Source organism: Prochlorococcus marinus str. MIT 0919, assembly GCF_027359375.1.
Lineage (GTDB): Bacteria > Cyanobacteriota > Cyanobacteriia > PCC-6307 > Cyanobiaceae > Prochlorococcus_D.
In genome coordinates, this window is the sequence record NZ_CP114779.1 from 63,569 (window position 1) to 76,006 (window position 12,438).

At 33.6% G+C, this 12,438-nt stretch carries 24 protein-coding genes; 11 read left to right on the plus strand and 13 right to left on the minus strand.

From position 1 onward, the window contains the following. The first annotated feature begins 100 nt into the window (after positions 1–100). On the plus strand, positions 101–460 hold the full coding sequence (locus O5635_RS00515; protein ID WP_241462980.1) for a hypothetical protein: 360 nt from the start codon (positions 101–103) through the stop codon (positions 458–460). Positions 461–489: 29 nt separating this feature from the next. Here O5635_RS00515 and O5635_RS00520 read toward each other — a convergent pair whose 3' ends face one another. The 5 genes from O5635_RS00520 to O5635_RS09390 all read right to left on the minus strand — a co-directional run bounded on the left by O5635_RS00520 (position 490) and on the right by O5635_RS09390 (position 2,711). After that, the gene (locus O5635_RS00520; RefSeq protein WP_036903460.1) at positions 490–735 is read right to left on the minus strand and encodes a hypothetical protein; all 246 of its coding nucleotides are present in this window, start codon (positions 733–735) and stop codon (positions 490–492) included. 609 nt (positions 736–1,344) lie between these two features. Continuing rightward, positions 1,345–1,515, minus strand: coding sequence for a hypothetical protein (locus tag O5635_RS00525; RefSeq protein ID WP_193742056.1), 171 nt, complete (start codon positions 1,513–1,515; stop codon positions 1,345–1,347). Between the two features lie 193 nt (positions 1,516–1,708). Further along, positions 1,709–1,879 (minus strand): hypothetical protein, encoded by a 171-nt coding sequence (locus O5635_RS00530; protein WP_193742049.1) that lies wholly within the window; start codon positions 1,877–1,879, stop codon positions 1,709–1,711. A gap of 79 nt (positions 1,880–1,958) precedes the next feature. Further along, positions 1,959–2,228, minus strand: coding sequence for a SemiSWEET transporter (locus tag O5635_RS00535; protein WP_036903458.1), 270 nt, complete (start codon positions 2,226–2,228; stop codon positions 1,959–1,961). A gap of 381 nt (positions 2,229–2,609) precedes the next feature. After that, a complete protein-coding gene (locus O5635_RS09390) occupies positions 2,610–2,711 on the minus strand; it encodes a DUF4278 domain-containing protein (protein ID WP_072013287.1) in 102 nt (33 codons plus the stop codon). A 211-nt stretch (positions 2,712–2,922) separates the two neighbouring features. Here O5635_RS09390 and O5635_RS00540 point away from each other — a divergent pair, with 211 nt between their 5' ends. Further along, on the plus strand, positions 2,923–3,537 hold the full coding sequence (locus O5635_RS00540; protein ID WP_269607639.1) for a hypothetical protein: 615 nt from the start codon (positions 2,923–2,925) through the stop codon (positions 3,535–3,537). A gap of 89 nt (positions 3,538–3,626) precedes the next feature. Here the strand turns inward: O5635_RS00540 and O5635_RS00545 are convergent, their stop codons facing one another. After that, positions 3,627–4,919 carry a DUF2130 domain-containing protein gene (locus O5635_RS00545; protein WP_036903456.1) on the minus strand — a complete coding sequence of 431 codons (1,293 nt, stop codon included), beginning with the start codon at positions 4,917–4,919 and terminating at the stop codon, positions 3,627–3,629. Between the two features lie 287 nt (positions 4,920–5,206). On the opposite strand from O5635_RS00545, the gene O5635_RS00550 reads away from it, so the two are divergent. Both O5635_RS00550 and O5635_RS00555 read left to right on the plus strand, forming a co-directional pair. Next, positions 5,207–5,350 carry a hypothetical protein gene (locus O5635_RS00550; protein ID WP_193742048.1) on the plus strand — a complete coding sequence of 48 codons (144 nt, stop codon included), beginning with the start codon at positions 5,207–5,209 and terminating at the stop codon, positions 5,348–5,350. Positions 5,351–6,238: 888 nt separating this feature from the next. Then, positions 6,239–6,475 (plus strand): hypothetical protein, encoded by a 237-nt coding sequence (locus tag O5635_RS00555; protein ID WP_036903448.1) that lies wholly within the window; start codon positions 6,239–6,241, stop codon positions 6,473–6,475. A gap of 474 nt (positions 6,476–6,949) precedes the next feature. On the opposite strand, the gene O5635_RS00560 is transcribed toward O5635_RS00555, so the two are convergent. The 3 genes from O5635_RS00560 to O5635_RS00570 form a co-directional block, all read right to left on the minus strand. Then, positions 6,950–7,090 carry a hypothetical protein gene (locus O5635_RS00560; RefSeq protein WP_193742047.1) on the minus strand — a complete coding sequence of 47 codons (141 nt, stop codon included), beginning with the start codon at positions 7,088–7,090 and terminating at the stop codon, positions 6,950–6,952. A 286-nt stretch (positions 7,091–7,376) separates the two neighbouring features. After that, positions 7,377–7,742, minus strand: coding sequence for a hypothetical protein (locus O5635_RS00565; RefSeq protein WP_269607644.1), 366 nt, complete (start codon positions 7,740–7,742; stop codon positions 7,377–7,379). Positions 7,743–7,919: 177 nt separating this feature from the next. Next, positions 7,920–8,213: a TIGR03894 family protein gene (locus O5635_RS00570; RefSeq protein WP_036903441.1), complete on the minus strand. Its 294-nt coding sequence runs from the start codon at positions 8,211–8,213 to the stop codon at positions 7,920–7,922. A gap of 325 nt (positions 8,214–8,538) precedes the next feature. Between O5635_RS00570 and O5635_RS00575 the strand changes: the two genes are divergently transcribed. Further along, positions 8,539–8,715 (plus strand): hypothetical protein, encoded by a 177-nt coding sequence (locus O5635_RS00575; RefSeq protein WP_193742046.1) that lies wholly within the window; start codon positions 8,539–8,541, stop codon positions 8,713–8,715. A gap of 141 nt (positions 8,716–8,856) precedes the next feature. Further along, positions 8,857–9,003, plus strand: a complete 147-nt coding sequence (locus O5635_RS00580; RefSeq protein WP_193742045.1) for a hypothetical protein — start codon at positions 8,857–8,859, stop codon at positions 9,001–9,003. A 27-nt stretch (positions 9,004–9,030) separates the two neighbouring features. Here the strand turns inward: O5635_RS00580 and O5635_RS00585 are convergent, their stop codons facing one another. Together O5635_RS00585 and O5635_RS00590 are read right to left on the minus strand one after the other, a co-directional pair. Continuing rightward, entirely contained in the window at positions 9,031–9,279 is a 249-nt protein-coding gene (locus O5635_RS00585) for a DUF2862 domain-containing protein (RefSeq protein ID WP_036903438.1), read from the minus strand. Positions 9,280–9,540: 261 nt separating this feature from the next. Beyond that, positions 9,541–9,723 carry a hypothetical protein gene (locus O5635_RS00590; RefSeq protein WP_036903435.1) on the minus strand — a complete coding sequence of 61 codons (183 nt, stop codon included), beginning with the start codon at positions 9,721–9,723 and terminating at the stop codon, positions 9,541–9,543. Positions 9,724–10,066: 343 nt separating this feature from the next. Between O5635_RS00590 and O5635_RS00595 the strand changes: the two genes are divergently transcribed. From O5635_RS00595 to O5635_RS00615, 5 genes are all read left to right on the plus strand, one after another. Beyond that, entirely contained in the window at positions 10,067–10,732 is a 666-nt protein-coding gene (locus tag O5635_RS00595) for a ParA family protein (protein WP_036903798.1), read from the plus strand. Then, a complete protein-coding gene (locus O5635_RS00600) occupies positions 10,672–10,929 on the plus strand; it encodes a hypothetical protein (RefSeq protein ID WP_269607646.1) in 258 nt (85 codons plus the stop codon). The genes O5635_RS00595 and O5635_RS00600 overlap by 61 nt, the downstream gene beginning before the upstream one ends. A gap of 44 nt (positions 10,930–10,973) precedes the next feature. Beyond that, positions 10,974–11,165, plus strand: a complete 192-nt coding sequence (locus O5635_RS00605) for a hypothetical protein (RefSeq protein ID WP_036903432.1) — start codon at positions 10,974–10,976, stop codon at positions 11,163–11,165. Between the two features lie 119 nt (positions 11,166–11,284). After that, positions 11,285–11,473: a hypothetical protein gene (locus O5635_RS00610; protein WP_036903429.1), complete on the plus strand. Its 189-nt coding sequence runs from the start codon at positions 11,285–11,287 to the stop codon at positions 11,471–11,473. Positions 11,474–11,573: 100 nt separating this feature from the next. Further along, positions 11,574–11,705 (plus strand): hypothetical protein, encoded by a 132-nt coding sequence (locus O5635_RS00615; RefSeq protein ID WP_269607647.1) that lies wholly within the window; start codon positions 11,574–11,576, stop codon positions 11,703–11,705. 119 nt (positions 11,706–11,824) lie between these two features. Here the strand turns inward: O5635_RS00615 and O5635_RS00620 are convergent, their stop codons facing one another. Then, entirely contained in the window at positions 11,825–11,950 is a 126-nt protein-coding gene (locus tag O5635_RS00620) for a hypothetical protein (RefSeq protein ID WP_269607648.1), read from the minus strand. 159 nt (positions 11,951–12,109) lie between these two features. After that, the gene (locus tag O5635_RS00625; protein WP_036903426.1) at positions 12,110–12,430 is read right to left on the minus strand and encodes a hypothetical protein; all 321 of its coding nucleotides are present in this window, start codon (positions 12,428–12,430) and stop codon (positions 12,110–12,112) included. Positions 12,431–12,438 lie beyond the last annotated feature (8 nt).

Genomic DNA, 12,438 nt, shown 5'->3' on the forward strand with positions numbered 1-12,438 from the left:
TTTAGATCATCTCTCTTCAACCAATAAACTTTTGACTACAGATTTCTTTTTCTCAATTTTGTTTAGGTTACTTTCTTTTCTTTTTTCAGGAGTTAATTCTTTGTCTAATCAAATACCGAAACAAATTTGGAGTTCAGTTGAACACTTAGTCCATCTCAGTGAGTTGAAGTATAAACTTAGAGATTTTAGAGGAGCTATTGAAGATAAAAGAAAGGCAAGAGAATTGATATCTTTATGTTTAAATATAAAAGGTGCAGAAGGTCAATTTAAAAAATTAATTAGGCTGTCTAAAGGTGATAAAATTAAGTATGATTTAATAGATGATTACAAGGGGAAATTAGATTTCACTAAAAGAGAAGAACTTGTATTTAAGCTTGAGCAAGTAAGCGAAGAAAAATATAACTCTGGAGACTATAAAGGGTCTATAAGAGCCTTAAGAAGATCTGAAAAATACTACTAGATTATTAGTACAAATTTAATAAAAAAGGTTCAATTATTTTTTGGCGAAAATTTTGGTTCATAGACGGCTCCATTACACATTGCCACTGACATTGCATTAATTCCTTGTTCACCTTTGACTGGCAGGCTAGCTATGGACTCAAGCCATTGTTTGTGCGTTTTAAAACATTTGTTCCAGTGAGATGCTTGACGAGAAATTGGTATTAATTCGATAGCAATCCAGCCTATGCCCAAGACAATGATTCCTATGGATGTATTTTGAATAGATCCTCTCATTTGTTGAAAATTTTGATTAGGCCATACCAGAGAACGTAGCGTACTAAGAAATCAATCAAAATGTTGCTTAATACATTGATTCTTCCTTTGCAAGTTGATTAGTCTTCAGCTCTTACTTGATCAGGACGTCCCTTTTTTAAATAAAATTTTACAAGACTGTATTACTAGGATCAATTACTGTTTTCTAATTTGCGTCTAATTGCTAGAAAGAGTAAAAGTGCATTTTTACAATGGAACATAACTATGCAATGAATCTCCTCATTCCTTTAGTTGGCATTGCCCCTTTGTTTATGTTTTTTATTTTAAGAAGTCCAAAAAAATCAACGAAAAAGAAGGTTTGGACTAGACCATCTTAATTAACTACCCTGGGATAGGTTTTAAGGTATTAATACTGTAAATAGTCTTTAAGAAAAATTAGTAGTGAAAAGCTAGTAAAAATTAAGCAAGACTCTTGCAAATAATAAGTACTGCTATCAAAATCATGGCAGCTCTTCCATGATTTATCTCTGATCTGGATAGACGGCCAAATGAGGACATCAATAGCTTGCAGTTCATACCGTTTATAGCGAAGAATTTTTTAGAAGCTAGTGCTTTTTTCTGAAAAACCTGTTACTGCCAACGACCTATAAGAAACCTTAATAATTCATCTATGTCTTCATCAGGGCAGTTGGTTTCTTTTTGCAAAGTTTGGCAAGCCTCTTGGATCTTTTTATAAGACTCTTTGACAATTCCTTCTTGTGCTATGGCTGCCATCATTTGCTCGCTTGTGAATTCAGTCATTCTTATTGCTCAGCAAATAAAGTTTAATGTATTTGTTGCTATTGATAATTCGAGATTCTTCTGCGGCTAGTTAATTGGAAGTTGATATTACAGTATTTACAATGCTTTTACAGATAGAGAACATTTGGATTGCTTGCTCATTTCTCTGCCTGATGGAAATCGTGCCCACAAGCCAAGTTGAATAAGAGATAGATTATTTTAAACCTTGATAGGCAGGTATCATCATCCCACCACCCTGGTCATCGTCGTCGTCAAAACCCCTTGCTATAAGTTCTAGTAAAATTAGAGCTGCCATTGGATAAAAACACCAAACGAAGGCTTTCCATATTGGAAAACTTTCTACGGCAGATTGAAGTTCTCCCATTTTTTGTACAACTGTTTGAAAGAACTTAAATGATTTCTAGAAAAAACGTGTGCCGGTTTATACGAACTGCAAGGTTCTTTTAATAGATCAGCTTTAGTATGAGAATAGTCAGATTAAAGATTAAGGTGATAATGTTTGCTATTAAAACTGGTATTGATTTGGTTTGAATTGCATAGATGATCCAGAATATAAGACCTGTTATAAACATTATTAACATGACTATGGAGAGCCCATCTGTCTTTCTACTTTTCCATGTCTTCACGACCTGAGGGAAAAAAGCAAAAGTTGTCAACGCAGCCGCTACAAATCCAAAAAGGTCAGAACTGACTAGAAATCCGTTAGTGTCCATGCTGCCATGAAATTAAACTTGTCTCCAAGATACATATAAATGAAATCATTAGTACTAGGGAATCTTGCATCAATCGGCAAAATCAAAAAGATTACTTCCATTGATAGCACTTAAGTACCAAACTAGTTTCTATGAAAATAATATCGATCTTGGGGATACTTGAAATTTAATCTATCAAGTCAGGATGATCTATATCTAACAGATATAGATATTAAGCTTTAAATACATTTTCCTCAAATAAATAATGTGTTTATCCTTTGTCATGACTAAATTAATAAACTTCCTATGTAGTAGTGAATTCAGACTCTATATGTTGAAAAACCATAATAAAACATAAAAAAAGCTCTTCTAAGAAGAGCTTTTAAAAAGATAGAGGATTAATTAGCTTTGGTATTGCTTGCCACGATAGGTGAGAGTTACATGCTCCTTTGATACCGCAGCTTTGTGCTGAATGTACTTTTGACCTCTATAAGTTAAAGACATAATGAGTCTCCGAAATAAGCTCAAGTCCCCGTTCCATGGCTTGAGTCGAACTGCGGCTCTCGTATGAGAGTTGAACGTTTTAGTAGCTTTTGCTACAAAAATATCTTAGAGCTATGCTTGCAAGGCTGATGTTCAGCTTGATACAAAAAATCAATTTAAAATTTGATTCTTCTTGTAAAACTTTTTCACCAATTTAAGCTTTCATTAAGCAATGACTTTTCTGAGATTTATAGCTATTGATTTTGTTTTTATTTTAATAGGGTTGGTTTTATGGTTTTTACTCACAAATTTGCAAAAGAAAAAAAATGTTCTTTTAGATAAAGGTATGGAGAATCTTTTACCAGCTATGCCAACCTTCTCTGAGCTTATTGATATGGAGATTTGTGCAAAGAAAGATGGTACTGGGATTACTTTTGATTCATTGATAGGAAATTGGAAGTTTATAAATGTCTGGAAGCAGGGAGATGAAAATATGGATGTCTTATCAAGTAATTTACTTAGGTTATTTTCGGCATCGCTTCACTTGGAGAGACAGGTGAACGAAACTTGTGAATCTAAATTTAACTTATGTAATTCAATTAATTTTGGTAGTTTATATATAAACTTTGTAGGAGCTGGAGAATTAAAGGGGAAGCAGCCATTGCTGCTATTCTTCTTTCAAAGAATAGAGCTTAAATTAGGTGAAAAAACTATTTTCAGCCGTTTACTTGATATACCAGATGAAAAAAATAGGCCTTTTTTTGCTTTAATAAAATTAGCAAGTAATGGAAAGTTGCTTACGGCAAGAGGCAGGGGAGGGGGGTTAGCAATATGGTTTAAAAATTGATTTAGTGAAAATAGTTAATGTTTAAATATCTTTATAGTTTGCAATTAAATACTTTAATGCTAGAAAGTATTAACTCAACAAAAATACTATCAGGCTGCATTTTGATTTTTTAGGTTACTAAACTTTCTAGCCATAGTAGGGTTATTTTTAGTTAACTTCTTAACACTTATATCTTGAGCTTTGTCATTGGCTAATCGTAAATTCCTATCAGCGCCAAGAAGTGAATCTTTGGTTTTTTGTAAATGCTCTATTGATTTGTCAATTTCTTCTATGGCACTCTGGAATCGCCTAGATGCAAGGTTGTAGTTCTTTCCAAATGCATTTTTAAAAACGTCTAAGTTATTTTCAAAATCAGTTATATCTATATTCTGTGCCTTTACCAGCATGAGTTCTGACTTATATTCAAGAGACTTCATTGCAGCATTGCGCAAAAGGGTAATGATTGGAATGAAGCATTGTGGCCTAACTGCAAACATCTTTGGATATCTGTGTGATAAATCAGTAATACCCGAATTGTAGAAATCATTATCGGGCTCAAGTTGAGAAACTAAAACCGCATATTCGCAATTTTTTTGAATGCGATCTTTGTTTAATTCTTTTAGAAAATCCTCATTTTTTTTCTTGTTGGCTGTCATATCACTTTCATTTTTCATTTCGAACATAATTGAAACTATTTCAACACCTCCTTCATTGAATTCACGAAAAATATAATCACCTTTACTGCCACTACTTATATCATTATCTTTCTCAAAGTAAGCTTTTGGGAACGCAGTTGCACGAATCCTATTGAACTCTATTTCACAATGTTGCTCTAGAGACTCTCCAATCATTTTAGTTGACAGTCTTAGCTTCATGTCTCGCAACCTGTCAATTGCATCATCACGATCTTTGATTTGAATTTCGTATTTCTCTTTAAGTGATTTTTCAGCTAGTTGCCTCTCGAGTGAAATTTTTTCTAGTTGACTCTTGAGATTACTTTGTTCTTTGTGCATTTCATTTACTGCTTCTGTAATAGCAAGCTTTTGCGTGATTTTATTGCTTTCTTCAATTCGCTCTAATTTATTTTGTAGTTGACTACACTCTATTTCTGAAGAGCGCTTGACTTCGTGTAGGGCTAAGTTTTTTGCAATTTCTGCAGAAGCAAGCTTGGTTCCCAAGGCTTGTATTTCTATGTCTTTTGCTATTAGAGATTCATGCATTTCCATTTGAGTTGTTTTTTTTACTAGCTCAATGGACTTGGCCTTGTCTTTTTCCGCTAGTAAAAGTCTTTCATTTACCTCACTGTCAAACTCCTTATCTCTTATTTGCTTGAGAATCTTTGAGTAGGCACCCTCATCTACGCTGAAAGACTCCCCGCATTCTGGACAATTTATTTTGTTCATTCTAGATGGGTTCCTTCATTGCTTGATGTTTATAGGCCATTTTTATCTCTATAGCTATGTTCTGCAAGAATTTTGTTAAAGCTCTTATACCCTTTTCATCCCTGACAAGATTTTAGAAGATATTCTCTTTTTTTTGTATTGAGTGATTCTTCTTCTTTTTACTTCGATTGTTTTCTCAGTAAAGCCTTACTTGCTTGTTAGAAAAATTTGATATTGACTTTTTTCTAAGAGACTACTTATCTTTTGTAAATTCACTTAAGATTAGGTATGTATATCTTTTGATTGCCATGCCTGTCGCAACTAAAACTCGTCCTAGAACTATTACTAGGCTTGGAAAGTTTACGTCTTCCAAGCTAGTCCAAAACCTAGGTAGTAATTCAGAGCAATATTCTTTTCAAGGTGATTTAAGAACGGTTCATGGAAGAGACTAGGTTTTTATCCTAGAAGGATGATGGGATTTATTTTGCTAGAGCTTAAAGGTAAAGCGTTCTTTTTTTAGATCGCCTTTGAATTTGTTTTATACACTATTAATTTTTATATATGCTTAACGCCTTTTTATAACCTATATAAATAGAACTATTAATCATTAGAATTATGACTAATTTATTATTTTTCACCCTTTTTATTTGTGTAGTAGCGCTGATATCCCTTTTTCAAACTTTAAGAAGGCTGGTGGACCAACAAATTGAGGAGCAGATGAAAAGAATTATACCTATAAAACAAATAAGAAGATTGGTTAAAGTCAGGATTAAATTTCGTTAGATTATCTTTACGATAACTGTACAAATTTTTCTTTAAAAATTTTTCGTCTTAGCTAAATTTAGGCTCATCAAATTTGATAACTTATTGGTGTTATTTATATGATTTTGAATGAATTGAAAGATATTTCTTACAGGAAAAAATAACAGACTCTTATTTTTATCATAGAAAGTAATACCATTCTGTTCTTTTAGCAAATCAATTTTTATAAATGCAAAACCGCCTGTGCTCATAAACAATACTTAACGAAACTTATCAGCACCTTGCATAGTTTTTAAATTAATTGCTTGGCTTATATACTTAGCTTCCTGTGATTTTTGTATGCATCATAATTTGACACTTCAACCCATCTTTACTTGATATCATGCTCAAACTGAATCAATATTATTTAAATATTGATTGAGATAGTATTAAGTAATAGACTAATTTAAGTTGGGATATCATGCTCTCATTTGATAGGTTGCCATGTTGACTTAAATTTTTAATGATCAAGCTTCTATTTGCATTGGTGTTGATAGAGACAGTATTGATGCTTAAATCTGATTAACTAGAATTTTAAGATGATTAGGAATCTTTTTTTTATACTACTTGGCGTTTTAGGTGGGCTTTGGGTCGCTTGGCCAGGCATTCTCCTAGAAGAGAACTGGAGTTGTGCTAAAGAGATCGTTGCTAAATCACAAGAAGACAGTACTGATATAAGAGCTCTTTTAGCTGTTTCGCCTCAGTATTTGTTAAAACAGAAAAATCAAGGGAGCATGGATAAGATTCGGATAATTGGCGATGCTTGTTTTAGGTAGCTATACAAGCTTAATTTTCAAGAAGAAACTTAAGAAAGAATGGAGCTTCTCTTTTTATTACGCGCTTAATGAGAAATCTCACTAGCTTCTCTGGTATTCCTGCGAGTACAAGGTTCAAATGGCTCAACGCATTGCTGTTGCTTTAAACTCTCCTTTTCGAGAATTAGTCGAGTTTGCATTTTTCTGTGTAGTTGGTTTTACAGCTGGATCTATAGGCCTGATATGAGGTTTGCAGTATTACTTTTCTCTGTTTCAGTTGGAGTATTTTTATACTTTATGGCGTGTCTTTGGCGGGATTTAGTTAGAAAGCCAAGGATGAGCTAATTTAAAACCATTTTTCAATGTGCATTAAGCATTAAGTGATTAGAGGCATCAGTTTTTTCTCAACAAAAGCTAGGTCTTGAAAAATTTCAAGACCCAACTTAAATAGCTGCTTTTAACTTAATGGTTAGCAGTTGGCGAGATAACTAGCTTTTACTTACCATCGGTATCAAATTTCTCGAGGTTAGGACCTGCAATTACTCCTACAATCGCAAATAGAAGTATGGAGGCGACTCCAACTCCTGCTGCAGTTGGGTTAAAGCCACCTAAAGTGATGGTAGAAAGAAGATTCATGAATAGCAGCCAGAACTTGGCATTACATTCCAGCGAGCTTACAAAGTTACCGTTCACGTATTAGTCATTCACGGCAAATCTTCTTATTTAGTTGGATTAATGGTACGGACTGCCATCCCTTTTTAATTAAAGGTGATCAGATAATCAAGTAAAGCCTGCTAGTGCGGCCTAGGAAATTCTATTAATCGATAGAGATTTTTTATGACCTTTAACTGCTTAGTTTTAGGTTCTTTGCAGAATGAACTAGAATTATCGTTATGTTCTTTTCAGATCTTTGTTATATGGTTTATACAAAAAAGTCTAGCTTTGGATCATCTGCGAATGGATTGATAAAACTATCAATTAGATCTTTGTTTCTTTTTAATCCATATAGTCTTGATATCTTTATAACAAAGATATTTAAAGCATCAGAAAAGGAATCCTCGAGTATTTCTTCTAATTTCTGACAAAAATCTTTTTCAAAGCTTTTACTTGCCATTTGCGCTTCAATCTCAACAACTTTCTCTAGACCTGCCTTTGTTAAATTTGATTTGATTTTAGTTAGTCCTATAGATAGAAATTGAAGTGCAAACTTATCCAGATCTCTTTCGTATTGCTTTTGAGCATTTTTCCTTGAACTTGTTGCATACTCTTCACTAATAGTGTACTCCATAGAAAATTGTATAAGATAACAATACTGTAAATACTGCCATAGCAACTTTGCGATCGTTTTTTTGAAAGTCTTATTGTCTTATTTGTAAAGTTGAAAAATAGACTTCATGCTCTTTCAATGGATACAACAAATCTCATAGACAGATTTGTTGTAGGTTTCTGCCCTAACTAAGCTGTTTTATTTTGAGGCAGAGCTTCTTCTAACTAGTCTTCTTCCCTCTGGACTTTCTTTTTCTTCAGAGGTCTTTGTTTTATTCGCATCTTTATTCTCTGTAGAATCTTTTTCTTCCATTTCAGCACAGACTCCTACTATCATTGCGGCCTCAACTTGATTAGGGAGGTCACCTATGGTTATAAGTGCTTTAAGCACTAATTGCAGTCTAGGATCTCTATCAAGTTCAGGACGCAGCTTCTTAACTGTGTGCCAAAGCTCTTTGGTCACTTCTTTGAGAAGGGCTTTATCAGTAGTCAAAGCAAATTTTCTTGATGATGATTGTTAAACCTAACAGGCAATCAGTTTCAAGCAACTTATTTATCGAAACAAACCTGTTTTTTGGTTTGAAATCAATTCATTTAAGAACTTCTGTCATCTTCCCCTCGCGAAGATGACAGAAAATTTTAGCTTTGGGAACCAACTCAAGCTATTCCAGGGATTTGGGCATGAATCTGGCTGATTGAAGCTTCTGATTGATACCACATTATGATTTTGGCTATATGAAAAACTGTTTGTTGAGATAACCTTAATTCAATTGGATACCTGTTTAACCTTATCCTTCTAATAAGAACTTAGCTTTCTCATGCGTGAATACACCAAGGATCAATTAACCGAGATTTGCGAAGATGCCTTTATAAAAGTAAAAGAAGCCTGCATGCGTCTTCAAGAAAAGACTAATTGCTCGAATGAAGTAGTTATTGAAATGCTAAATAATGTCTCTGAATTTTATTTGTCTCAAGATGGAGATGTCGAAGCTTAGACGATCTAAGTAATAAATTGATATGCTAAAAGTAAAATTATCAATAGAAGGTATAAAAACTTAAGAATAATCACTCACGTATTTTTACCAATTACATAATTTAGAATTTTGATGTAGAACTTTAATAGGCGCCATTGTACGATGAACTTTAATTCAAGGGTTCAGGCCCCATTAACTTGTGAGTTGCCACGAAGGAAAATTGCTATTGAGGCACTTTTAGGAATACTTTGGAAGAAAGAAAAGAAAAATAGACCAGCTTGGATGCTAAATGAATTAAATAATTATTAGAATATAAATAATCGATTTTACAACTCATCATATTTTTTCTAAGGACTCATTATCAATCTCAGATAACTCGTCTTCGAAAAACCATTGATTAGTACCAGCAACAAGTTCAAGAACAAGACCAAACTGGTTTCCATCTACCATCTTATAGCCAATTAATTTGCCTAAAGAGTTTTTTGAAAGCTCTTTTAAAAGCTTACTAGGAAGACGATCTTGAACTTTGCAGACTTCGACCCTTAGAATTTGACCATTCTTTAACTTGGAAGAATCTTTAATCACTGATCGATACTCACTGCATTGGAATAATTATGTAAAGAACTTAAATTTTTGTCAATAAATAATTTGATTTTTATATATGTAAAATAAGGAATTTTTTTAGTTTAAAACTACTTCATATGGCTTGTTCCCTTTGATGGTCCAATTGTTTTATATACAACTTAAAAATGATTTATCTAACTGCCAATAAACTATTAACTTATCCTTATTTTAAATAGGAGACAAGCTAACTTTTTTGATAAAATTTACTTATTTAATTGCTAGTTAATGGTTACACCATAAACCACATGTTGTGGTAATTACAGCAACAACTAAACCTCCCCACTTCAAAAACTTTTGAGGAGCATTGAATGTTGTTGCTACTAGTATTGCAGAAAGATTGACAATTATTAGCTGTTCAGAACTAGGGGAGATACCAAACAAACCGGTTGCAGTGATTAAAACCATTGATTTTTTTTTATATTTACCAACTTATCCAATATTTAATCAGCAATACTTTTTTCTTAAGAAAATTAATGATCATTGATAATGTTATTTTTACGAGCTCAGATTATTTCATAAATCTAGTTTGCATTTAAGTTTTTTTGATTCCATCTCCACAGATCTCGTAACACTATGTTTTTGTGAAAAACTTTTTTGAAGAACCTTGAATAGCTAAATTTTGGCCGGATCATAACTTTCTTAAATGATCACTAAAAACTTCTCATGCTCTTAATGTCTTTAATTCGCACCAATCTACTTGACATTCCTAATTGACATTGCAAATTTGAGCGTAGATTTTCTAATCATTTTGTTCATCACTGTCTGTGGTCAGAAAGGTGGAGTAGCTAAAACCTGTACTTCAATTCACTTAGCAAGTGTTTGGTCTTCTAAAGGTAAAAAGGTTTGTGTCGTTGATGCAGATAGGAATCGCTCTGCCCTTGCTTATGGATCTAGAGGGAATTTACCTTTCAATATTGTTCCAGTAGAGGCAGCAGCAAAAGCTACTCGATTTGCAGATGTTGTGATTACTGATGGACAAGCTAGTACTGATGAAGAGGAACTTAAGCATTTAGCTGCTGGTTCTGATTTGGTAATCTTGCCAACTGCACCCAAGGCAAGATCAGTTGAACTAACAGTTGAATTAGCATCTTTGCTTAAAGAATTAAATATTCTTCATGCAGTTCTTTTGGTTAAAGTTGATTTTAGGCAGAAGCGAGTAGCTGATGAGGCAAGAGCTGCTCTTAATAAATTTGATTTAAAAGTTTTACAAGGTGAGATCCCTTTGCTTTCTGCATTTGACAAAGCTGAGAATCAAGGATCTGCAGTTTTACATGCAGTTGATGATAAAGGTCGCTCCGATCCTCGACGAATGTCGGGATGGTCGGCCTATTGCTCTACTGCTACACAAGTTCAATGCCTGATTTCGAAGCACTCATTCGCCATCAACAACAACGTCCTCCCACTGAGCGCCTGAAAGTTCTTGAGCCTTTAAGTAAGCTTGAGAAAAAAAAGAGAAGTCCTGAAATAGTAAATAAAGCAATTATGCTTGGTTTTTTTGCAGGAATAGTCGGCTCTTTAATTAGCACCCCTTTATTTATTCTTTCTTTTGAAAAAGGATTGATTAATTATGAGTTTTTAACAAGTAAAATTCTTAATTTAATTGCTTCTTAAATCATGCTTGATTGCCAGTCAAGAAAAATAGTTAACTATTTAAAATGACAAGTAAAGAAAAACATAGCCACTCTGAGAAGAAAGGGCTTAAGAAACTTAAGCTTGTCAAGCCAGACTCTAATCAGCCAATTGGCTTGTGGCTATTTGTTTTTTTCTTAAATCTTTTTGGATTAGTAGGTTTTTGGTATCTTAAGTCACATGATATTGATTTGTATGCTTTTAGAGGAGGGGGATAGATTCTTTTAAGTCATAATTCCAAGCCACGTTAATTTCTTATTATGACAATTAAGTAATCACTACTATTGCCATCTCAAGTTAAATGAGTTTTTTTATAAAAAACACCTGAGGGTTAAAGATGCTAAAAGCACTTTTCTGGGGAATGCTAGGGGCATCAAGTAATTATTATGGAGACGCGATAGGGCTTGCTCCCATTGCACTTGGAGGAAGATTAGGGAAAAAAGATCTCTTGCCAAAAAATAATTTTTGGGAAAGAGAATGCGCATTAAATCCAAATAGGATTGCATGTTTAAACTACGACTCATAATTTTGAGTCCTATACACATCATTCATCTTTCTAAATGTCTGAATTTCAACATTAGTCCATCATATTTTTTTTAAATGTATATACCTTCAATGTAAAACCAATGACTATTCTAACAACGACTAACATTATTATTGATTCCTTAGGCACTGAACCAAAGGAGATCCTTGGCTTTGAAACAGATGAAGACCTTGAGTTTGCTTTAAAAGAGCTGATGAAAGAGACTTCAGATTAATCGCTAGTTTTATTGAAGTACATATTTTTTTTAACAATGTAGCCTTACGTATGGGGGCTAATAATAATTACCTGCCTAGTGTTTATTTTTTTATAGAATAATTTATTGTGTTAACTTTATTAGGTTTGTAGTTTTTTAGTTAATGCCACTGAAGCTTCTTTAAGTAATTCTCTTATACCAGCAATTACTAACCAAGAAAGAATACCTCCAATAGCAAGAGGAAGAATTTGACTGAGTTCAGACATTTTTGATCCTCCTTCTAGATGTGAGCTAGGGGCACAAGCACCCACCCCTTAAGAAAAAATAGCTAATTATCCATAGCGATTAATTAGCTTCCCTTAAGGTCATATGTTATTTCTAAATCAAGAATTGGATGTTGTCTATGAGATAAAAAACTTAGGTATTTATACTTCTGACAATTCATCTCTTTCTTCTGGATCCCTAGCAGCATACCAACCTTCAATGGCTGTAATTACGGCTATGCATACTAGACCTAAAAAAATGTTGGACTCATTGGCTGCTTGAAGTGGATCTGAAGGATCAACCCTTAATTCCCTAAGAGAACCTATAGATACCCACAATGCCGATACAATAGTTGTTATCCAGTAAGCCTTCCATCTCCGTTGATATATATAACCTGTTCCTAAGCCTGGAAACAGATTTAAAATTGCAGCCACCCAACCGGCTGAGGAAGACAGGATTTGCTGTTTATTTAATTGGTTCAATTTGTAGC